Annotated in this window: 15 protein-coding genes and 1 pseudogene; 6 read left to right on the forward strand and 10 right to left on the reverse strand. The window is 69.9% G+C overall.

The window, feature by feature from the left end; genetic code table 11:
- Nucleotides 1-71 precede the first annotated feature (71 nt).
- The 5 genes from ACFVYF_RS17105 (at nucleotide 72) to ACFVYF_RS17125 (ending at nucleotide 6,626) form a co-directional block, all read left to right on the forward strand.
- Nucleotides 72-497, forward strand: coding sequence for an SRPBCC family protein (locus ACFVYF_RS17105; protein ID WP_389456021.1), 426 nt, complete (start codon nucleotides 72-74; stop codon nucleotides 495-497).
- Between the two features lie 151 nt (nucleotides 498-648).
- Nucleotides 649-2,454, forward strand: a complete 1,806-nt coding sequence (locus tag ACFVYF_RS17110) for a methylmalonyl-CoA mutase family protein (protein WP_389456023.1) — start codon at nucleotides 649-651, stop codon at nucleotides 2,452-2,454.
- On the forward strand, nucleotides 2,454-4,637 hold the full coding sequence (gene scpA, locus ACFVYF_RS17115) for a methylmalonyl-CoA mutase (protein WP_389456025.1): 2,184 nt from the start codon (nucleotides 2,454-2,456) through the stop codon (nucleotides 4,635-4,637). Before ACFVYF_RS17110 ends, scpA begins: the two co-directional genes overlap by 1 nt.
- Before the next feature lie 5 nt (nucleotides 4,638-4,642).
- Nucleotides 4,643-5,629, forward strand: a complete 987-nt coding sequence (gene meaB, locus ACFVYF_RS17120; protein WP_389456027.1) for a methylmalonyl Co-A mutase-associated GTPase MeaB — start codon at nucleotides 4,643-4,645, stop codon at nucleotides 5,627-5,629.
- 271 nt (nucleotides 5,630-5,900) lie between these two features.
- Nucleotides 5,901-6,626: an FAD binding domain-containing protein gene (locus tag ACFVYF_RS17125; protein ID WP_389456029.1), complete on the forward strand. Its 726-nt coding sequence runs from the start codon at nucleotides 5,901-5,903 to the stop codon at nucleotides 6,624-6,626.
- 209 nt (nucleotides 6,627-6,835) lie between these two features.
- Here ACFVYF_RS17125 and ACFVYF_RS17130 read toward each other — a convergent pair.
- The 10 genes and pseudogenes from ACFVYF_RS17130 to ACFVYF_RS17175 all read right to left on the reverse strand — a co-directional run bounded on the left by ACFVYF_RS17130 (nucleotide 6,836) and on the right by ACFVYF_RS17175 (nucleotide 18,837).
- Nucleotides 6,836-8,054 (reverse strand): annotated as a pseudogene (locus ACFVYF_RS17130) (low temperature requirement protein A).
- Between the two features lie 229 nt (nucleotides 8,055-8,283).
- On the reverse strand, nucleotides 8,284-8,889 hold the full coding sequence (locus ACFVYF_RS17135; RefSeq protein WP_389456031.1) for a GPP34 family phosphoprotein: 606 nt from the start codon (nucleotides 8,887-8,889) through the stop codon (nucleotides 8,284-8,286).
- A gap of 565 nt (nucleotides 8,890-9,454) precedes the next feature.
- Entirely contained in the window at nucleotides 9,455-11,269 is a 1,815-nt protein-coding gene (locus ACFVYF_RS17140) for a right-handed parallel beta-helix repeat-containing protein (RefSeq protein ID WP_389456033.1), read from the reverse strand.
- A 303-nt stretch (nucleotides 11,270-11,572) separates the two neighbouring features.
- Nucleotides 11,573-12,649 carry an NAD(+)/NADH kinase gene (locus tag ACFVYF_RS17145; RefSeq protein ID WP_389456034.1) on the reverse strand — a complete coding sequence of 359 codons (1,077 nt, stop codon included), beginning with the start codon at nucleotides 12,647-12,649 and terminating at the stop codon, nucleotides 11,573-11,575.
- A 144-nt stretch (nucleotides 12,650-12,793) separates the two neighbouring features.
- Nucleotides 12,794-13,804 (reverse strand): LacI family DNA-binding transcriptional regulator, encoded by a 1,011-nt coding sequence (locus ACFVYF_RS17150; protein ID WP_389456036.1) that lies wholly within the window; start codon nucleotides 13,802-13,804, stop codon nucleotides 12,794-12,796.
- Complete coding sequence (locus tag ACFVYF_RS17155; RefSeq protein ID WP_389456037.1) at nucleotides 13,801-15,648, reverse strand: glycoside hydrolase family 36 protein; 1,848 nt, start codon at nucleotides 15,646-15,648, stop codon at nucleotides 13,801-13,803. The genes ACFVYF_RS17150 and ACFVYF_RS17155 overlap by 4 nt, the downstream gene beginning before the upstream one ends.
- Before the next feature lie 8 nt (nucleotides 15,649-15,656).
- On the reverse strand, nucleotides 15,657-16,511 hold the full coding sequence (locus ACFVYF_RS17160; RefSeq protein ID WP_389456039.1) for a carbohydrate ABC transporter permease: 855 nt from the start codon (nucleotides 16,509-16,511) through the stop codon (nucleotides 15,657-15,659).
- Entirely contained in the window at nucleotides 16,508-17,449 is a 942-nt protein-coding gene (locus tag ACFVYF_RS17165; RefSeq protein WP_389456041.1) for a carbohydrate ABC transporter permease, read from the reverse strand. The genes ACFVYF_RS17160 and ACFVYF_RS17165 overlap by 4 nt, the downstream gene beginning before the upstream one ends.
- Complete coding sequence (locus ACFVYF_RS17170) at nucleotides 17,446-18,615, reverse strand: extracellular solute-binding protein (protein WP_389456043.1); 1,170 nt, start codon at nucleotides 18,613-18,615, stop codon at nucleotides 17,446-17,448. The genes ACFVYF_RS17165 and ACFVYF_RS17170 overlap by 4 nt, the downstream gene beginning before the upstream one ends.
- A gap of 18 nt (nucleotides 18,616-18,633) precedes the next feature.
- Nucleotides 18,634-18,837, reverse strand: a complete 204-nt coding sequence (locus ACFVYF_RS17175; RefSeq protein ID WP_389456045.1) for a hypothetical protein — start codon at nucleotides 18,835-18,837, stop codon at nucleotides 18,634-18,636.
- Nucleotides 18,838-19,078: 241 nt separating this feature from the next.
- Here ACFVYF_RS17175 and ACFVYF_RS17180 point away from each other — a divergent pair, with 241 nt between their 5' ends.
- Nucleotides 19,079-21,064, forward strand: coding sequence for a hypothetical protein (locus tag ACFVYF_RS17180; RefSeq protein WP_389456047.1), 1,986 nt, complete (start codon nucleotides 19,079-19,081; stop codon nucleotides 21,062-21,064).
- Nucleotides 21,065-21,170 lie beyond the last annotated feature (106 nt).

The following is a 21,170-nucleotide window of genomic DNA, read 5'->3' on the forward strand; positions in this document are numbered from 1 at the left end:
CGCGCGGGTAGCCGAGCTCCACGCACTCGTCAGCCCCAGCGGCGGCGAACCGACCGTGAAAGAGGTGCCGTGTGTCCGCATCACTGGTGGAGACCGTTGACATCGAAGCCCCCGTGGCCGTCACGTGGGCGCTCTGGAGCGATGTGACGCGGTGGCCGTCGTTCCTGAGCCACGTACGCCTGGTGGAGCCACTGGACGAGCGGCGCTTCGCCTGGCAGCTCTCGCTGCCGGGGGCCGACAAGAACTTCGTCGCCGAACTGACCGAGGTGATCCCCGAGAACCGGATCGCCTGGCAGACCACGGAAGGCGTGCACCACGCGGGCGTCGTCACCTTTCACCGGCTCAGTGACACCGCGAGCCGCGTGACCCTGCAGATCGAGTACGACCCGAAGGGCTTCGTCGAGCACATCGGGGCGCTCACCAATCTGGACTCCACACTTGCGAACTACGACCTCGGCGAGTTCCAGAAGCTCGCGGAGACGACCACTGCCGGCTGACAGGGCGCCGACGGTTCGAGCCGCAGCGACGCCCGAGGCCCACGTGCCGTCCTAGTACGCACAGGCCCGTGGATCAAGGCCACCCCGGAGAGGGCAAGGTCACAGCCGTGTCCCCTGCTGCTCACATGCGGGTCTGGCCTAGCATCCGAGCATGACGGTCCTGCCTGACGACGATCTCTCGTTGGCCGCCGAGTTCCCTGAAGCGACCCATGAGCAGTGGCAACGCCTGGTGGAGGGCGTCCTGCGAAAGTCGGGCAAGGAAGTCTCGGGCGCGGCAGCGGAGGACGCTCTGTCCACCACCCTGGAGGACGGGCTGCGCGCCCGTCCGCTGTACACCGCGGACGACTCCGCGCCCGATCCCGGCCTCCCCGGTTTCGCCCCCTTCGTGCGGGGCGGTCGGCCCGAGGGCAACACCCTCGGCGGCTGGGACGTACGGCAGCGGCACACGGCCGCCGCCGGCGACGCGGTCCTCGCGGACCTGGAGAACGGCGTCACCTCGCTGTGGCTGGTCGTGGGCGAGCACGGGATCCCGGTTCCGGAACTCGGCCGCGTACTCGACGGCGTGTATCTGGACCTGGCGCCCGTCGCCCTCGACGCGGGCCGCGAAGTCGAGCCCGCCGCGAACGAGTTGCTGCGGCTGTACGACGAGCGGGGCGTCGCACGCGACGCCGCCCGCGGCAACCTCGGCGCCGACCCCCTGGGCCATGAGGCCCGTACGGGAGACGACGGTTTCGACTTCGCCCCTGTCGCCGCGCTCGCGCGGCGGTGCGCCGAGGAGTACCCGGGGCTGCGGGCGCTGACCGTGGACGCGCTTCCGTACCACGAGGCCGGTGGCTCGGCCGCACAGGAACTGGGCAGTGCGCTGGCGACCGGTGTCGCGTATCTGCGGGAGCTCACCGAGGCGGGGCTGAGCGTCGAACAGGCCGCCGCCCAGCTGGCGTTCCGGTACTCGGCCACCGCCGACCAGTTTCTGACCATCGCCAAGTTGCGGGCGGCGCGCAGGCTCTGGGCGCGCGTGGCCGAGGTCTGCGGGGCCCCGGACGGACAGGTCCAGCACGCGGTGACCTCGCCGGTGATGATGTCCCGCCGCGATCCGTGGGTGAACATGCTGCGCACGACGGTCGCGACGCTTGCCGCCGGGGTGGGCGGCGCCGACGCCGTCACCGTGCTGCCCTTCGACCACGGGCTCGGCCTGCCGGACGCGTTCGCGCGCCGGATCGCCCGCAACACGTCGACGATCCTGGTCGAGGAGTCACATCTGTCGCGGGTGATCGACCCGGCGGGCGGTTCCTGGTACGTGGAGCGGCTCACCGACGAACTCGCCCACGCGGGCTGGGAGTTCTTCCAGCACATCGAGCAACACGGCGGTCAGGCAGCTGCGTTGCGTTCGGGCCGCCTCAGCGAGGACCTGGCCGCGACCTGGGCGGCGCGCAGCGCGAAGCTCGCCAGGCGGCGCGAACCCATCACCGGGGTCAGCGAGTTCCCGAACCTCGCCGAACGCCTCCCGGAGCGCGCGCCCGCCCCGACGGAGCCCTCCGGCGGCCTGCCACGGGTGCGGCGCGACGAGGCGTACGAGGCGCTGCGCGCCCGCTCCGACGCCCACCTCGCGGCGACCGGCTCCCGGCCGCGGATCTTCCTGGCCGCCCTCGGCCCCGCCGCCGCCCACACCGCCCGGCTCACCTTCGCCTCGAACCTCTTCCGGGCGGGCGGCATCGAGCCCGTCACCGAGGGCTCGTTCGAGGACAGCGGTGCCACTGAGGTCTGCCTGTGCTCCAGTGACGCGCTGTACGAGGAGCGGGCCGCGGAGGTCGCCGCGACGCTGAAGTCCGCAGGCGCCGCCCATGTGTTCCTCGCGGGCCGCCCCGGCCAGTACCCAGGTGTCGACGACCATGTCTTCGCGGGCTGCGACGCCGTCGCCGTGCTCTCCGCCACCCTCGACCGTATGGGAGTGTCCTGATGGGAACGACGGGAATCCCCGACTTCTCCGAGATCGAACTGGGCGCCCCGAAAGCCGACGGCGGCACGGACGAGTGGCGCGGCGCCGTCAAGAAGGCCACCGGCGGGGACGACCTCCTCTGGGAGACGCCCGAAGGCATCGCGGTCAAGCCGCTCTACACCGGGCAGGACCTGGAGGGCCTGGACTTCCTCGGCACCTACCCGGGCATCGCCCCGTATCTGCGCGGCCCGTACCCGACGATGTACGTCAACCAGCCCTGGACCATCCGCCAGTACGCGGGCTTCTCCACCGCCGAGGAGTCCAACGCGTTCTACCGGCGCAACCTCGCGGCCGGCCAGAAGGGCCTGTCCGTCGCCTTCGACCTGCCCACGCACCGGGGTTACGACAGTGACCACCCGCGGGTGACCGGTGACGTCGGCATGGCGGGCGTGGCGATCGACTCGATCTACGACATGCGGCAGCTCTTCGACGGCATCCCGCTGGACAAGATGACGGTGTCGATGACGATGAACGGCGCCGTGCTGCCGGTCCTCGCGCTGTACATCGTGGCGGCGGAGGAACAGGGCGTACCGCCCGAGAAGCTGGCCGGGACCATCCAGAACGACATCCTCAAGGAGTTCATGGTCCGCAACACCTACATCTATCCGCCGAAGCCGTCGATGCGGATCATCTCCGACATCTTCGCGTACACCTCGCAGCGGATGCCGCGCTACAACTCCATCTCCATCTCCGGCTACCACATCCAAGAGGCAGGCGCGACGGCCGACTTGGAGCTGGCGTACACCCTCGCGGACGGGGTGGAGTACATCCGGGCGGGGCGGGAGGCGGGGATGGACGTGGACGCGTTCGCGCCCCGGCTGTCCTTCTTCTGGGCGATCGGCATGAACTTCTTCATGGAGATCGCAAAGATGCGGGCCGCGCGCCTGCTGTGGGCCAAGCTGGTCAAGCAGTTCGACCCGCAGAACGCCAAGTCCCTTTCCCTGCGCACCCATTCACAGACCTCCGGCTGGTCGCTGACGGCGCAGGACGTGTTCAACAACGTGACGCGTACGTGCGTGGAGGCGATGGCCGCCACCCAGGGTCACACCCAGTCGCTGCACACCAACGCCCTCGACGAAGCCCTCGCCCTGCCCACCGACTTCTCCGCGCGGATCGCCCGCAACACGCAGTTGCTGATCCAGCAGGAGTCCGGCACGACCCGGGCGATCGACCCGTGGGGCGGCAGCGCCTACGTCGAGAAGCTGACGTACGACCTGGCGCGCCGGGCCTGGCAGCACATCGAGGAGGTCGAGGCGGCGGGCGGCATGGCCAAGGCCATCGACGCGGGCATCCCCAAACTGCGCATCGAGGAGGCCGCGGCCCGCACCCAGGCCCGGATCGACTCCGGACGCCAGCCGGTCATCGGCGTGAACAAGTACCGCGTCGAGACCGACGAGCAGATCGACGTCCTCAAGGTCGACAACTCCTCCGTCCGCACCCAGCAGATCGAGAAGCTGCGGCGGCTGCGGGCGGAACGCGACGAGCGGGCCTGTCAGGACTCGCTGGAAGCGCTGACCCGGGCGGCGGGCGGTGCGGGCAACCTGCTGGAGCTCGCCGTGAACGCGGCCCGCGCGAAGGCCACCGTCGGGGAGATCTCCGACGCCCTGGAGAAGGTCTACGGGCGGCACGCGAGCCAGATCCGTACGATCTCCGGTGTGTACCGCACCGAAGCCGGCGAGTCGCCCTCCGTCGAACGCACCCGCACGCTGGTGTCCTCCTTCGAGGAGGCCGAAGGCCGCCGCCCCCGCATCCTGGTCGCCAAGATGGGCCAGGACGGCCACGACCGCGGCCAGAAGGTGATCGCCACCGCGTTCGCGGACCTCGGCTTCGACGTCGACGTGGGCCCGCTGTTCCAGACCCCCGGCGAGGTCGCCCGCCAGGCCGTCGAGGCGGACGTGCACATCGTCGGGGTGTCCTCACTGGCCGCCGGCCACCTGACCCTCGTACCGGCGTTGCGTGAGCAGCTCGCCGAGGAGGGCCGCGAGGACATCATGATCGTGGTCGGCGGGGTGATCCCGCCGCAGGACGTGCCCACGCTCCTGGAGATGGGCGCGGCGGCCGTCTTCCCGCCCGGGACCGTCATCCCGGACGCGGCCTATGACCTGGTCGAGCGCTTGGCCACCGACCTCGGCCACGATCTCTGACCCCCATGGCGATCGACCTCGACACCTATGTGAAGGGCGTACTCGACGGCAAGCGCGCGCTGGTGGCGCGCGCGATCACGCTCGTCGAGTCCACCCGGCCCGATCACCGGTCTCTGGCACAGGAGTTGCTGACCGAGCTGCTGCCGCACAGCGGGCGGGCACGGCGGATCGGCATCAGCGGGGTGCCGGGCGTGGGCAAGTCGACGTTCATCGACGCGTTCGGGACGCTGCTCACCTCGCTCGGGCACCGGGTCGCGGTGCTCGCCGTCGACCCGTCCTCCAGCCGGACCGGTGGGTCGATCCTGGGCGACAAGACGCGCATGGAACGCCTGGCCGTCGACCCGGCGGCCTTCGTGCGCCCCTCCCCCACCGCCGGCACGCTCGGCGGGGTCGCCAAGGCGACCCGCGAGTCGATCGTGGTGATGGAGGCAGCCGGCTACGACGTGGTCCTCGTGGAGACGGTCGGCGTCGGCCAGTCCGAGACCGCGGTCGCGAACATGGTCGACTCCTTCCTGCTCCTGACCCTCGCCCGCACCGGGGACCAGCTCCAGGGCATCAAGAAGGGCGTCCTCGAACTCGCCGACGTCATCGCCGTCAACAAGGCGGACGGACCGCACGAGCGTGACGCCCGCGCGGCGGCGCGGGAGCTGGCGGGCGCCCTGCGCCTGATGCATCCCGCGGATGCCGCCTGGACGCCGCCGGTGCTGAGTTGCAGCGCCCGTGAGTCGACCGGCCTGGACACGGTCTGGGAGCGTCTCGAACAGCACCGTACGCTGCTGGACTCCTCCGGCCGCCTCGCCGCCAAGCGCCGGGACCAGCAGGTGGACTGGACGTGGACGATGGTCCGGGACGAACTCCTCGGCCGTCTGCACGCCGATCCGGCCGTACGCGCCCTCGCGCCTGGTCTCGAACAGCAGGTGCGGGACGGGGAGTTGACCGCCACGCTCGCGGCGGAGCGGATTCTTGGGGCGTTCGGCGTCGAGCGTCGCTGAAGCGCACCCGTCAGCAGTCGCCTGTCCGGTCTGCGGTACGGCGCTGTCGCGGCTGCCGGCGGAACTCGCCCGTCCGCGCGTGCCGTGGGGACTTGGTGCGGGCAAGGATCCCAGTGCAGGCACGGCCCGGGTGCGAGGGGCGCACTCGGTGATGGAGTGAGCCCTGTACGCGCCCCCGCGTGCCCGAGGAAAATGCGCCACGTCCAGGTCATCTGGCAGAGGTGTGCACGCATGCCCCGCCGCGAGTTTTCCGGAAAGCAGGTCGGCTGCTGTGCTGTTGCGTCTGCCCACGTCCGTTTCCGAAGCGCAGGAATGCATGGCCGAGGGTGCGGTGCCGATAGGAGGAGCGACGCTGATCTGGGCCACCTGGCAACGGGACGGCTTCCCCGAGCACGCCATGTCACTGCGTGATCTGCCGGAAGCCAATGCGGTCGAGCGCGAGGCGCTCGGCTCGGCCGTGGTGCTGCACCGGATCGACGACCGCGTGCCGGAGGTCCTGCGCCGGGCGGCAGCCACCGTGGGGACCGGCGCCGTGCGCCGCACAGCCACCGTCGGCGGCAACATCGTCGGCAGCACACTGCGCTGCCTGCTGCCCGCGGCGCTCGTACTGGGCGCCCGTGCGGTGGTCCTGGAACCGGACAGCGTCTACGAGACGGACCTGGCCGAGGTCTTGGCCAAGGGCCACCTGCTGCTCAGCCTCCGCTGGCGCGACCCGATCGCGAGCGGATACCGGAAGCTGCCGGGCGACGCGGGTGGTCCGCCGCCTCTAGTCGTCGCCGCCGCGGTGCACGCCGCAGACGACGGAGGAACCCTCCTTCGTGTCGCCGTCCGCGACGGCTACGAGGTGCTCACGGAGAGCGCCGGGTGCGACGCCGGCTCCGAACAGGTCCTCGAGGACCTGCGGCGGACGGCCATCGGCGCCCTTCACCCCACGGCCTGGGGCGTGGTCCGCCAACAGGTCACCGAGGTCGTGCCCGCAGCAGGCTTTGATACGTGAGTCGAGTATCGCGTCGGCGGAGATGAGTGGCCGCCCGCGTGCTGTGCCTGTGTACCTGCGGCGCGGGTCGGGTCGGGTCCACGATCACCGACATGCGGTGGGCGCTGACCTGTCGAGGGTCTCGCGGAGGATGTCAGCGTGGCCGGCGGGCTGGACTGTCTCGGCGGTGACTCGGACCGAACCGCTGCCGGCTGGTCCTGGGTTCGTGGTCATGGCTCGGCCCGGCCGCCTCCGTCGGGAAGCGAGCGGGCAGCCAGAGTGATGCCGACGGCGACGTTGGCGGCACAGGTGATCCCTGCCAGCGGGGTGGCCCAGTGCCCGGCGAGGGTGGTGACCATGACGATGACGGCGCCGACGGGCAGGACGAGATTCTCGGCCCTGTCCCGCTTGAAGTGCCGGGCGTGCACCGCCCACACGGAGATCATGAACAGCGCGGTGCAGGGTGACGGCGAGTGCGGCCGCGCGTGCCGAGAGGTGGGCGTGGTGGGTGGCCTGTTCTACGGCGATCTCAAGGCCGGCGCCAATGGCGGCCGCGGAGCCCAGGATCACGTAGTGGGCGTACCCCCACAGAAACGCCTGCCGACTGGAGACCAGGTACGCGTGGATGGGCACGGCGAAGTAGATCCAGTACGCGGCGAAGACGATGACCAGGCCGCCGGCCGCGATCGGGAGGAGCTCCCCCAGGGCTTCGTCGTTGTCGAGAGCCGACTGCACGGCGACGGTCGCGGCGGCGATGGTCTCGCCGAGCATGATGATGGTGAACAGCCCGTAGCGTTCGGCGATGTGATGCGGATGCCAGCTGGTGGGGTGCCGGCGCTCGGCGAACGCGGGAACGGCCAGTTCGCCGACAAGCAGCGGGAAGAAGCCCCACAGCCACGCGTCCCCCGGGAGCAGGATCATGACGATCCAGCCCGCCTGTACGACGACGAGCCCGGCCGCGTAGCGGAGGGCGGTGGATCTGGCCGGTCCGGACTCCCCATGGGCGGCGCGCAGCCACTGGGCGGTCAGGGCCACGCGCATGATCAGGTAGCCGATGACGGCGACCGTGTAGTTGGCGTCGTCGAAAGCGGCGGGGATTCCGGCGGCCATCACCAGTACGCCGGCCATCTGGACCAGCGTGGCCAGACGGTAGGGAACGTCGTCGCAGTCGTAGGCGGACGCGAACCAGGTGAAGTTCACCCACGCCCACCACAGCGCGAAGAAGACGAACAGATAGCCGGCCAGGCCGTGACCGGGATCGCCCTCGGCCACGGCATGCACCAGGCGGCCGCCGGCTCGCGCCACGGCCACCACGAAACACAGGTCGAACAGCAGCTCCAGGGGCGTGGACGCGCGGTGCGCCTCATCCGGCTGCCGGGCTGTCATCCGTACGAGGGGCCGGACGGCGCGACCGTGACCCACGCCGTACGTGCGGCCGTCCTCGCTCATCACACGCGTCCCTTTCGTTCACGGGTCCCTCGCTCGCTACAGAATGCCGCAGGTGCGGCCGTCCGGCGTGCGGGCAGGGGCTTTCGGAGCCGCACGGGGTGAGGGCGGGGGCACGGCGGAGCCGCACGGGGTGAGGGCGGGGCCCACGGGTTGCGGGCGGTGGCGCCGGCTTCTCGCGTTCGGCAACGGAGCCAGATGCGATGCCCGCTGTGCCGCCTGCGGTCCGCCGCTACTGGCCTCGCCAAATGTTGTCGAAGGCCGCCCCTTCGATGGAGCGACGCTGCCGTTCGGCCTCCAGATTCCGCACCGCGTCATTGACGGTGCCGAGCACTGTCTCCACCGAGGAGTCGAACAGACCTGTCGAGTCCCCGGTCGGCTCGTCCTCGAACCCGGCGGCGGCCGCCAGCGTGGTGAGTACGGGTTCCTTCGCTGCCAGGCGTTTCGACGCCTCGCGGCGGGCAGGCGTATCCACCAGGACCGCGCGACCGGGCTGGAAGAACATCCAGCGGCTGCGTTCCTGAGCGAGCTGACCGTCAGCTTCGAGGGCGGACTCATAGGTCGCGGACAGGTCGCGGCCTCTGCGCCACAGCCAGTCGTCCACTGTCTCGTACGGGGCTTGTCGCACCAGCGACGCGGCGGCTTCGTCCAATACCCGGTCGCCTACGGCTCGTCCCTCACCCGGCACGATGCGATCGCCGTCCAAGGCGATGGCTCCGGCATCCAGGAGGTCGATCAGCTCGGCCCCCGCGAGAGCGAGCGACAGATCGCCTCGGTCGAGGGTGCGACCGGCTTCCTGGTCCATGGCGGTGATCAGCAGGTCTCGTGGCGTGGTCATGAACGGCTCCACCTCACCTCAAGGCGCTGGTGGCGAGCGGCCTCGTGCGCCTTGGCCAGCGGCGGTGTCGTGACCGAGTTTACGGAGCGGCCAGTGCGGCTGCATCCCAAACGCCAGGTCCGCGAGCTCGGCCCGTACCCCGCGTCCCGTCGCCCAGCGGGCTTCCGTCCCCTCGGCGGCGTGATCCGGGTCCCTTCGGGAGGCCCACTGCCGCGAACCGGCACCTCATCCTGACCGGACCTCATCGAGGTTCGGTCAGGGGGAAGGCATGCCGGCGAATCCGCTGCCCGGCCTTCGTGATGTCGAAGCGCCGCTGCCGGCAGGACGCATCTGGCTGCCGGCCCTTTCGCTCGTCCTCGGGACCGCACGCCGACCCGTACTCGGCTACTTCACTGGTCGAGCCGTGATCGCTTGCCAGAAGGACGGTTGTCGATCCAGCGCCGGCAGTCAGCGGGCGTCCCTACGGCAGGGCTGAACGACGGGCCGGCCGATCCGGCCCCCCATCCGTGACCGGCCACCGAACACGACGTCCGGTCCATCGCTCAGCCCGCTGACAGGACGCGCTCTAGTCCTCGACCACGGACGTGTTCAGCCCCTTGTCGTAGTGGTTGCGTGCGATCCGGATGCCGGAGCTGCCGTGGAAGACGAACAGCGGCGAGGTGTACGGCGGCTGGTCCGCACCGTCCAGCCGTCGGACGGTGTTGCCGGTGAAGTCGAATCCGCCGACGCTCTTGGCGTTGACCACGGTGACGTCACCGATGTCGAACGTGTTGCGGTCGACCGAGATGTGGTGATGCACCGGGTCCGCAGGGTCGATGACCTGGTTGGTCGGCTCGACGAAGATGACCGGACCGCTGGGCCTGGTGAAGGAGTTGCCGCGGATCGTGAGGTCGTCGACCGGGCCGGACTCGTACCACTGGTAGGCGTCGGCGGAGATGTAGATGCTGGCCATCGACATGCCGTCGAACCGGTTGCCGGTGATCAGGACGGGCTTGCGGGTGGTGACCAGAACACCGCGGGTCGGGACGTTGCGGAACACGTTGTGGGAGATGACGACCGAGGGCGTGGCCGTGATGTTCTCGGCGACCGTGCCGCCGATCTCGACCCCGGCGGGCAGCGGCCGGTCGAGGGTGACGGTCATGGTGGTCAGCGGCTTCTTGTGGTCCGTCCCGCTCGGCCCGTCGACCGCGGTGACCACCGCGTGCGCGTCCTTGAGCGGGGTCATCGTGCGCTTGGTGGCGAACTCGACCTTGTCACCGGGGGCGAACTGCGGGAATCCGGCGGTCTGCGGGTGTTCGTAGGCGAGGGTGACGGTGGACGGGCCGGGCTTCCCGACGACCTCCAGGTAGGTGCCGTGGATGTTGATCGGGTCGTCGTGCGGGCCGTCGAAAACGTTCCGGGTGATCGACACCTTGCCCTTGACGCCGGACATCTGCACGAAGTCAGCGAACGAGGCAGTTGACCGGCCGGACTTGGGATCGGGCGCGAAGTTCACCTTGTCGATGGATATGTTCTCGCTGAACTGGCCCACCACGCCGAAGGACTGCAGGTAGTAGGCGTTCATCGAGCGCATCGTGACGTTCTTCGACTCCCAGATGAAGGCGCCCGGCTCCGTCCGCTCGATGAGGCGCATCTGGTAGACGAGCCCGGCGTCCTTCGGCTGGGACGCGGTGGTGTAGTCGATCCGGATCCGGCGGCCACCGAGGTCGGTGACCGAGGCGACGTCGTTGAACAGCGGGTTGTCCCCGCGCCAGGTGCGTTCCGCCTCGGGGTCGTGGATCTGTGTGTACTGGAGCCCGTCGACGCCGGACCAGTACGGCTCTCCGGTGGCGGGACTGGTCTCGCCGAGCCAGTTGATGTGCGTGCCGCTGACGCGGTACGGACTGCCGGCCGGAATCGACAGGACGCGGTAGGCGTGCCCGTCGGCGACACCGGTGGTGGCGACGGTCGCGTCGATGACCTCGGGGGCGGCGTAGTCGAACGAGAAGTTCTGGAACGTCACATTGGTCGAGCGGATCGAGGCGAACGCCGTCTGCAGGCCGTGGTAGACGAGCTTGGCCCCGCCGCCGTCGACGGTGACGTCGTGCATGTCCTCGACGAGCAGCCCGATCTTCTTGTCCCGGTAGCGCTGGTCGGCGCCGACGGTGTTGGACACGTACAGCTCACGCGTCTCGGCCCGCTCGGGGTACAGCTGGTAGGTGCCCTTGGCGAAGGAGATCCGGACCGGCCGGTCGAGACGCTTGGCGTGCCGGAGGGCGGCGGCGACAGCGGGCGTGGAGTCCTTCCGTCCCGTGGGGTCGGCCCCGTAGGCGGTCACGTCGACCACCACCGGTTTCGATATGGGCGCCGCGACGGCGGGGCTGAAACCAGCACCCAGCATCGCGAGTGCCGCTCCTAGAACAACAAACCGAGACATAGATCCTCCGGCGCATCTGTGAGCCATGAAACATCCAATGAATGAGCGGAATTGCCGCCAGTTTTCGGTCATTACCTCATGCCGAGTCTCTATAGATCCGACCTATTGGTCAATGGAATGGACGATGCCTTGTCACCGATCCTGAGATCGGACAGTTCTTCAACTTCGCGTGCGACATGGGCAATTGAGGGCGTGCCGATAAAAGCCGCCGCCCATGACGACCACGGGCCGCCGACGCGTCCTGCGAGTCGGAAGGAACCCCTCGCGTCACCGCATGGGGTAAGCACCGTCCTGGAGAGGTGGCAGGCTCAGGTGGGCCAGGTCTCCCGGCGCCGGAGTGGTCAGCGGCCACAGCGGAGCCGCTTCTCCGTCGGCGGTCGCCGCGGGGGCGTCCGTGAGCCTCATGCGGTCCCGCAGCCGGCCGTAGAAGTCGGTGGGGCCGAGCCGCACGGCCCGCAGGGGGCGTGGTGCGGCGTAGACGCCGATCCAGTCCCCCGGTTCGAGCACACCACGCAGCTGGCCGTCGATGCTGACGGCCGCTCTCCCCGAGCGTTCGAGGACGCGCAGCGCGATGGGCTCGTCGGGGGCCGCGACGACGGAGCGGTTGAAGGTCATGTGGGGAGCGACGGGCGTGAAGATCAGTGCCTCGGCCCGCGGCGAGATGACCGGGCCGCCGGCGGCAAAGCTGTAGGCGGTCGAGCCGGTCGGTGTGGCGACCAGCAGGGCGTCCGCGGAGTAGGAGGCGAGCAGCCGGCCGGCGATGTACACACCGACGGAGACCTGGCGATCGCGGGCCAGTTTCTCGATGACGACGTCGTTGAGCGCGGTCGCGTGCAGGGCGATGCCCCAACCGCCGCCGGCCTCGCACTCGGGGCGCACCCGCGGCGGCGGCAGCAGGGGGCCCCGGCCGTAACTCAGCAGGGCCTCCATCCCTTCGGGCAGTTCCAGCGCGCGCGAGGCACGCAGGGTGAGGAGCATGCGGCTCTCGACGTTGATGCGTTCCTCGTGCACGGCGTCAAGGGCCGGTTCCAGGTCCTGGACCGGCACTTCGGTCAGGAAGCCCACGCGTCCGAGGTCGATGCCGAGCACCAGCGCGTCGTTCTCGGCGGCCAGCCGGGCGCCGCGCAGGAAGGTGCCGTCCCCGCCCAGCGTGACGATGAGGTCCGGATCACCGGCGGCATCGAGCTCCTCGCGCGAGCCGTGCCGCAGCTCGCCCTCGTGCCATACGTCGATGTCCGCGCACCCGATGCCGTTGCCGTCGCACCAGGCGCGGACCGCCCGTGCCGCCTCGACAGCCTCCGGGCGGCCTTCGTGGACGACGAGACCGACTCGTGCCACCGTCATCATCTGACTCCTGGTCATCGGGGTTCGTTCGGCCGCCCGGTCGGGATGTCGTGCTCGCCTCCGGACGGCCCGGGCTTGCGTCAGATCACCTGTACCTCAGCTCCGCGCCGAGGTCGAAGGTCCCCGCCGTCCGCCCCGCGAGCCTCACCCTGACCCCGCCCCCGTTCGAGGCGCCGCCGTGCTCGCGCGGATCACCAGCTCGGGGTCGAAGAGGAGTTCGCCGACCGGGACGTCACGGTTGCCGACCAGGGCCAGGATGCTGCGGGCCACCTCGGAGGCGAGGCGGTCGGCGGGCTGACGGACCGTGGTGAGCGGGGGGTCGACGAAGTCCATGATCATGGCGCCGTCGTAGCCGACGACCGACACGTCGCCCGGGACGTCGTACCCCTGCCGGCGTGCGCCGCGGATCGCGCCCAGAGCCATGTAGTCGCTGGCGGCGACGATCGCCGTGGCGCCCTGGCCGAGCAGCGAGAGCGCGGCGGACTGGCCGCCCTCGACGGTGTAGGACTGCCGGACCACCCACTGCTCCGGGTCCTCGACACCGCGTTTGGCGAGCGAGGAGACGAACCCGCTGACCCGGCGGTCGGCCGGGCGGTTGCCGACCGGGCCCGAGGCCATGCCGATCCGGCGGTGGCCGAGCCGGTGGAGATGGTCGACGGCCAGTTCGGCGGCCAGCAGGTCGTCCGTGGAGAAGACCGGCGCCTCCCCCACGCCCTCGAACTGGCCGTTGACGCCGACGAACGGGATCCGCCGGGAGCGCAGCAGTTCGTACGCCTCCGGGTCGGCGCCCTCGATCGTGTTGCTGGCCGAGAGGAAGACGACGGCGGCGACGCCCCGGTCGGCGAGGGAGGTCACGAAGTCCAGCTCCTGCACTCCGCCGGGGAAGCACGGGCACAGGATCGTCTTCAGGCCGTGGGGGGCCAGGGTGGACTCGATCCGTTCGCAGACGTCGGCGAAGAACGGGTTGGAGACGAACTCGGTGATGACCGCGATGAGCTGACCCCGTGTCTGCCGCTCGTACCCGAGGTCGGCCATCGCCTGCTCGACCGCCTCGCGGGTCTTGCGGGACACGCCCTGGCGCCGGTTGATGACCCGGCTGACCGTGGCCTCGCTCACCTGCGCCCGGTCCGCGACCTCGGTGATGCCTACCTTCATACGGTTCCCTCCGCCACCCGTAGTGCCACCAGCCCGGAACGAGGTACGGGCACGATGTGCAGCCCCGGTGCCGGCGACCGTTCGCAGTCGTCGATGATACGGCCACGCTCGTCACGGACGGTCATGCGCAACGGCCGGTCCCCGCCGGTCACCTCGATCACCAGACGGTCTGTCGCCGTGCCGTTGACCAGGGTGATGTCGTCGTAAGCGGCGGTGTCGACGGGGACGGTCCGGTCGCTGTGCACGGTGGTGACGCAGGCCCTCCCCCGGGCCGCGGTGACCAGGGTGTAGAGCTCGTCGGGCCGGCCGGGCTCGACGTCCCCGTGCAGCAGCACCGGTCGCAGCCGCCGCCACTCGGCAAGCCAGAACGCGAGCGTCTCGCGGTGCTCGCGGGACAGCCCGGTCAGCCGTACGGAGATCTGCGGGACGCAGTGCAGGGAACCGATCAACTGCCGGGCCACGGCGTGCGCGGGCGCCTGCCGGTCCCACAGGAGCATGTCGCCGTGGACCGCGCCGCCGACGGCGAGCAGGGCGGTGTCGAGGGTGCGCACCCGGTTGCCGGTGGCGTCGCCCGGGCAGTCGAAGGACCGCAGCATGTTGCCGAAGGGGGCCATGCCGGGGCCGACGTAGGGCTGGCGCAGTTCCAGCAACAGGTCGCCGTCCGGCCGCAGTTGTTCGAGTGCGGTGCGCAGGTCGGTGAGCAGGACGGTCATGGCCTGGCCGACATCGCTGATGTCCGTGCCTTCCTGGTGGGCGTGCGCGCCGTCGCCGCGGTACGCCATCGCCTCGTCCAGAAAGTCGATCTTGAGTCCGTCGAGGCCGTGCTCGGCGACCAGCCGGGTGCACAGGCGGATGACGTGGTCGCGGACCTCGGGACGGCGCGGGTCGAGGACGTGGGCGCCGGGAACTCCGGCGGGCGCGGGGGCGTAGGGGGCGAGCCGCTCTGCGCAGTCCGCACTCGGTCCGAGCAGCAGCGGGGCGACCCAGGCCACATAGCGCAGGCCCTGCGCGCGTACGGCCGACACGTGTGCGGTGAAGTCGGGGAACTTCGCCGGATCCGGGCGCCAGTCGCCGCATCCGGCGTAGCCGCGGCCGCTGCCGTACTCCTGCCAGCCGTCGTCGAGGATGAGCACCTCGCAGCCGAGGTCGGCGGCGACGCGGGCCTCGGCCTCGACCGACACGGCGTCCACACGCTGGTTGAAGGCGTACCAGGTGGAGTAGACGGGCGCCCGGGCGCTGTCGGGGACCGGCATGGGAGCGCACTGCGGCTGCTGGGCGAACCACTCCCGCAGACCGCGCAGGGCCGTCGCGACCGTGGGCGCCGAGCGGGCCAGCAGGACCCGGCGCGGTCCGCCGTCGGGGGCGGCGGCCAGGTGCAGATGCACCACATGCGTGTCGTTCTCCTCCGAGACCCCGAAGACGACATCGGTCTCGGGGACCGGGTCGGTGACGGCGAAGGTGAGCCGGGTGCGGCCGTCGTGGTCGTAGAGGCAGCCGGCGGCGGTGCCGTCGACCAGGCTGACCCGCGAGCGGCCCGCCCAGTCGGCGACGAGAGTGCGCTCCCAGCCGGCGCCCGGGTGCCAGTAGCCGGCCGCGTCGCCCAGAGGCACGCTCATCCGCACCTCCGTCGGTACCGGTCCGCCGTCCGTCCGGATCTCCAACAGGGCTCGTCCGTCACCGAGTTCGGTGACCGTCCAATGCGCGCGGGCGTCCGGCGCATGGGCGAGGACCGCGATGCGGACGTCGTCGAGGAGTGGCTCGTAACGCGCCGGGGGGAGTTCGGCCGTGGTGACGGGCGGGGTGGTCACTCCGGAGGTGACACGCTGGGTGGTGCTCAGGGTCATTACGGGGATCATTCCTTCACGGCACCGGCGAGGAGCCCGGAGACGAAGTGGCGCTGGAGTGCGAGGAAGACGAGGGCCATCGGGATCGCGGCGAGGGCCGTGCCGGTGAGCAGCGCGCCGTAGTCGGTCTGGTCCAGGCCCTGGAGCGACGCGAGCGCGACGGGGATCGTGAACTCACCGGCGTCACGCAGCACGACCAGCGGCCAGATGAAGTCGTTCCACTGGAAGAGGAACAGGAAGATCGCGAGTGCGGCGAGCGCCGGCTTCATCGGCGGCAGCACGACCTTGAGGAAGAGCCGGAACTCCCCGCACCCGTCCATCCGTGCGGAGTCGATGAGCTCGTCGGGCAGCGCGGCCATCGACTGCCGCATCAGGAAGATCCCGAACGGCAGGGCTAGGTTGGGCATGATGACGGCCTGGTAGGTGCCCAGCCACTCCAGGTCGACCATCATTTTGAACAGCGGGATCAGTGTGACCTGTGTGGGGATGACCAGCCCGAGCATCAGCAGTCCGAACAGCGCGCCGCTGCCGCGGAAGCGGAACTTGGCGAAGCCGTAGCCGGCCAGCGTGCAGATCGCGCCCGCGGCGATCGTGTAAATGACCGTGATCAGCAGTGAGTTGACGATGACGTCGCTGAACTGCGCCGTGTCTTCCAGGGTGGAGAGGTTGTCCATCAGGTGTCCGCCGGGAAGCAGGGGCGGCGGGCTGTCGAAGATCTCCTTGGAGCTGTGGGTGCTGGCGATGATCAGCCAGTAGAACGGCAGCAGGACGGCCGCCACGGCGATACCCAGCGAGGAGGTCAGCAGCAGTGAGCGCGAACGGGGCGTGCGGCCGGGCCGCGGCCGGGTGGCAGTGAGGGTCACGACTTCTCTCCCAGCAGGCGGAACTGCACGATGCCCAGGATGCCGATCAGGACGGTGAGGATGTACGCGACGGCCGAGGCGTAGCCGAAGTCGAAGTATTTGAAGGCGTTCTGGTAGAGGTACACGCCGATGGTGAGGGTGGCGTTGTCGGGACCGCCGCCGGTCAACACGTACGGCTCGTCGAAGAGTTGGAGGGTGCCGATGGTGGAGAGCACCGTGGTCAGCAGGAGCGCGGGGCGTAGCCCCGGCAGGGTGACGTGGCGGAACGACTGCCAGGCGGAGGCGCCGTCGACGGCCGCCGCGTCGTACAGCTCGGCGGGCAGCGACTGGAGCCGGGCCAGGAAGATCACCGCGTTGTAACCGGTGTAGTGCCAGGTCAGTGCGAGGCTCAGGGAGATCTTGGCCCACAGCGGGTCGGTCAGCCAGGGGACGTCTCCGATGCCCACCAGGCCGAGCAGCCAGTTGACCAGTCCGTACTGGGTGTTGAGCAGGACGGCGAAGATGATGCCGTACGCGACGAGTCCGGTCACCGTCGGAAGGAAGAAGCCGAGCCGGAAGAACGCGCGGCCGCGCAGGAGCGTGGAGTTGATGGCGACCGCGATGCCGACGGCCAGGGCCAGCATGACGGGGACCTGGACGACCAGGATGACCGCGGTGTTCTTCAGCGCGGTCCACAGCAGCGGATCGTCCAGCGCCCGCGTGTAGTTGCCCGCGCCCACGAACTCCTGGGTGCCGTTCACGTTCTCGTACAGGCTCATCAGGAACGACGAGCCGATCGGGTACAGCTTGAAGACCGCGAACAGGACGAGCGCGGGAAGGACGAAGAGGTACGGGACGGCCCGTCGGCGCAGGATCCGTGTGGTGGGGCGGGGCGTGGCGGACGGGCGGGCGGCGCCGAAGGTTTTCAGGACGCCCTCGGGGGTGGTGGTCGTGCTCATGAGGCGAGCTCCCGTCCGGTCTGGCGGGCGAGCTGGTCGGCGGCGTGACGCAGGGCCCGGCCGGGGTCGGCCCCTTTGAGCAGCACCTGGGTCTGCGCGTCGGCGACCGTCTTGAGCGCGCGGGCGTAGTCGGCGGAGTAGTTGACGGCGGGCGAGCGCGCCTTGAGGGCGCCCAGAAAGATCTCGCCCTTGTGCTGGCCGCTGAAGAACTCCGACGGTTCGTGGAAGACGGGGGCCTCGTACGCCTTGAGCAGGGCGGGGGCGATGCCCTTGCTGCGGTAGATGACCTCCTGCGACTGCGGCCTGGTGAGGACGTACTCGACGAACGCCCAGGCGGCGGCCTGGTGCATGCTGGAGCCTGCGACGGCGAGGTGGGTGGAGTTGACGGTCGCGGCCGTGGTGCCGCCTCGCTTCACCGCCGGGGGGAGGCGGACCTTCCACTTGCCGGATTCCTTGGGGACCAGGCCCTCGATGATGCTGCCGAACCAGGTGGGCCAGGGCAGTACGGCCGCGGTACCGGCCTTGATCGAGTTCTCCAGCGCGGTCCAGCCGCCCGCCAGATCGCTGACCAGGCCGGCGTCGTTCATCTCCTTGATGAGGGTCATCGCGGTGATGGCCTCGGGAGAGCCGAGGGTGATCCGGCCCTCCGCGTCGAAGTAGAACGTGCCCTGGAGCTGGAGCAGCATCTGGAAGAAGTTGGCCGCATCCGGCTGGGAGGCGGGTTTGTCGATGCCCAGCAGGTGCACTCCGGTCTTCTTCTTGATCTTCTTCCCGGCGTCGATGGCCTCGTCCCACGTCGCCAGCGCCTCGCCGTCGACACCGGCGGCCTCGAAGATGTCGGCCCGGTAGTAGAAGCCGGCCGAATTGGCCTCCCACGGAAGGGCGTTGACCTTGCCCTTGCGCGTGACGGTCTGCCACATGCCGTCGGCGAAGGCGTCGCGGTACCGGTCCGCGCCGAGCGGACCGAGGTCGGCGAGACCGTCGGGGAACTTCTCGGTGTACGCCGGGAGATAGTCGACGCCGATGTGCAGCACGTCCGCGAGCCCCTGGCCGCCGGCCGCCATGGCCGTGGTGATCTTGTCCCAGATCGCCGGGTTTCCGATGTCCTGAACGGTGACGTCGATTCCGGGATGCTGCGCCTTGAAGGCGGGGACCAGGGCTTTCATGGCGGCGGCGGGACCCTGTCAGCTCCAGACGGTGATCGCGGCCCGGTCCGGGTCACCGAGGGTCCCCACCTTCGTGGCACCGGTCACCGAGCAGGCACCGAGCAGGGAGGCCCCGGCCCCGGCAGCGAGGACCGAACCGCCGAGCGCGAGCAGGCGCCGCCGGTCGAGACCACCTCGCGGCGGGTCGTCCGGCGGTGGCTGGTTGAGGGGAGAGACGTCCATGGCTGCTCCGGGGTCCGGCGAGTGCGCGGCTCTTGTGGCGCGGCTGGAAGCTAACAAGCGGCGGCCCTCGCTTGCAAGAGATTGATGAAAACTTTCTGCGCTTCCATCCGCTCAGCGCGGCACGATGGCTGCATGCCTTGCATGTTTCTTGTGTATGACCATTGAATCTCCTCTTCGCCCCCTGCTAGCTTTCCGCCACCACTCGGCCGCCGCCCGAGGTCAAAGAAGACCGGGAGATCCTATGAAGCCCTCCAGGCTGATGCTGTTCACGGCAGTTGCCCTGCTCGCACCGATGGCCCCGGCACTGACGGCCACGGCCGCGCCGGCCGGCGACGCGGCTCCGGCGGACGCCGTCGCCCGGCCGCAGCTCGCCCTGAGCGACCCGGGCTTCGAGAACGGCGGCACAGGCTGGACCTTCGGAGCGGGCACCGGCGTCGGCACCGGCAACAGGCACGGCGGCGTCCGCTTCCTCTACCTCGACTCCGGGGCGGGCAAGACCGCGAAGCAGACTCTCGTCGCACCCCGGAACGGCAGCTACGACTTCTCCGCGTGGATCGGGAGTGCCGGCACCGGCGGCACGTACACCGTCCGCGTCAACGGCGAGACCGTCGAGACGGTCGACCTGCCCCAGCACCCCGGGTACGCCCGGTACACCATCAGCGGCGTCGAGCTGAGGACCGGCGACGTGCTGGAGATCTCCTTCGGCTCCGGCAGCAGCTGGGTCAATGCCGACGACCTCATGATCTCCCCCGCCGCGCCCGCCGACCCCGAGGTCACCTCGTCCGACCCCGAGGTCGTCGAGATGTTCGGCTGGGCCAAGAAGAAGGCCAACAGCTGGGTGCAGCTGCCCGGCACGGTGGGCCCGGTCAACGTCGACGAGTACCAGACAGGCGGCACCGGGACCGCGCCGTACGAAGCCGCCTATTGGGCCGGATACGCCAACCGCAGCGCCTACTACTCCCGCGACATGACCCACCAGCTCGCCGGGGCCCACATTCTCGGCCTCGACGCCGAGAACAAGACGATGCTCCGCTCGTACGCGTCGTCGGCCACCGCCGAGCACAAGTACTTCCCGGTGTGGGCCCTGAACTTCGACGCCAAGACCTACCTGAGCATCGACTACAAGAGCCCGGACAACTTCGTGCGCGAGGTGCCGGCCGTCTTCGAACTCGTCGAGAAGGCCGGCCAGGCGTACCTCTGGACCGGCGACAAGAGCTACGTCGACGACCCGGCGCTGTGGGACTTCTACCGGCACTCCACCGAGCAGTTCATCGACCTGCACAACTCGGCCAAGTCCAACGGCAAGGTCAAGGTCGCCGAGGGCACGGGCAACGGCATCTTCTCCTGCGCCGCCAGCTACAACGAGCAGGACGGCGACGGCCTCGCCGAGGCCGGGGACGGCATCGCCTCGCAGTACCAGGCGTATCTGGCGATGGCCACGCTCGCGCGCGGCAAGGGCGACAACGCACTGGCCAAGAAGTACGACCGGCGAGCCGCCGATCTGAAGGCGTACTACAACAAGGATTGGAGCGGCAGCGGGAGCGGAGCCGACATGGTCCGCGCCTACACCACGTCCGGCGCCCCGGTCACCGGCTGGGGCAAGGAGAACAGCGTGTTCGTGCCGATGAAGCAGATCATCGAGCCCGGCCCGCGCAACGACGCCTATCTCGACTACATCCAGGCGAAGGAGTTGGGACCGGAGGGATCTCCCAACATCGAGTCGACGACGTACCTGCCCGACATGTTCTTCAGGAACAACCGCGACGACACTGCTTGGACGTGGATGAAGAAGATCTACGGCCAGCGGGAGACCCAGCACATCAACTCCAGCCAGGGACCCAACGGTGACTATCCCGAGGTGTCGTTCTCCCTGGTCAGCCAGACCGTCGAAGGCCTGATGGGCATCGCTCCGGACGCGGCGAACCACAAGGTGACCACCCAGTCGCGGCTGCCGTCCGGCATGAAGTGGCTCCAGTCGGCGGACGTGCCCATCGGCAAGAGCACGATCACCGTGCGGCACGACGGCGCGACGAAGTCCACGCTGACGAACAACGCGCGCAGCGGCGCCTTCCGCTGGGAGGCCCGCTTCAAGGGCGTCCACCAGAAGATCACCGTCAATGGTGTCCCGCAGCGCGTGCGCACCAAGAAGGTCGACGGCGTGACGTACACGTACGCGACGCCGACGGTCCGGGCGGGGGCGACGACGGTGGTCAAGGTTTCCGGCTGACGCGGCGGGAACGGAACCGGGCGCCGGCCCGGCGCTGCCCTTCCAGGGCAAAGGAACGCGCAGTATGAAGCCCCCGGCCACCGTCCTGCGGCTTCAATCAGCCGCC

Origin of the sequence: Streptomyces sp. NPDC058274, assembly GCF_042881375.1 — a bacterium.
Taxonomy (GTDB): domain Bacteria; phylum Actinomycetota; class Actinomycetes; order Streptomycetales; family Streptomycetaceae; genus Streptomyces.

Coding starts and splice junctions, on each gene's coding strand:
- ACFVYF_RS17155 (WP_389456037.1), bottom strand. CDS start 15,648: ATGACCCTGAGCACCACCCAGCGTGTCACCTCCGGAGTGACCACCCCG.
- ACFVYF_RS17175 (WP_389456045.1), bottom strand. CDS start 18,837: ATGGACGTCTCTCCCCTCAACCAGCCACCGCCGGACGACCCGCCGCGA.
- ACFVYF_RS17180 (WP_389456047.1), top strand. CDS start 19,079: ATGAAGCCCTCCAGGCTGATGCTGTTCACGGCAGTTGCCCTGCTCGCA.
- scpA (WP_389456025.1), top strand. CDS start 2,454: ATGGGAACGACGGGAATCCCCGACTTCTCCGAGATCGAACTGGGCGCC.
- ACFVYF_RS17140 (WP_389456033.1), bottom strand. CDS start 11,269: ATGCTGGGTGCTGGTTTCAGCCCCGCCGTCGCGGCGCCCATATCGAAA.
- ACFVYF_RS17145 (WP_389456034.1), bottom strand. CDS start 12,649: ATGACGGTGGCACGAGTCGGTCTCGTCGTCCACGAAGGCCGCCCGGAG.
- ACFVYF_RS17165 (WP_389456041.1), bottom strand. CDS start 17,449: ATGAGCACGACCACCACCCCCGAGGGCGTCCTGAAAACCTTCGGCGCC.
- meaB (WP_389456027.1), top strand. CDS start 4,643: ATGGCGATCGACCTCGACACCTATGTGAAGGGCGTACTCGACGGCAAG.
- ACFVYF_RS17110 (WP_389456023.1), top strand. CDS start 649: ATGACGGTCCTGCCTGACGACGATCTCTCGTTGGCCGCCGAGTTCCCT.
- ACFVYF_RS17135 (WP_389456031.1), bottom strand. CDS start 8,889: ATGACCACGCCACGAGACCTGCTGATCACCGCCATGGACCAGGAAGCC.
- ACFVYF_RS17170 (WP_389456043.1), bottom strand. CDS start 18,615: ATGAAAGCCCTGGTCCCCGCCTTCAAGGCGCAGCATCCCGGAATCGAC.
- ACFVYF_RS17150 (WP_389456036.1), bottom strand. CDS start 13,804: ATGAAGGTAGGCATCACCGAGGTCGCGGACCGGGCGCAGGTGAGCGAG.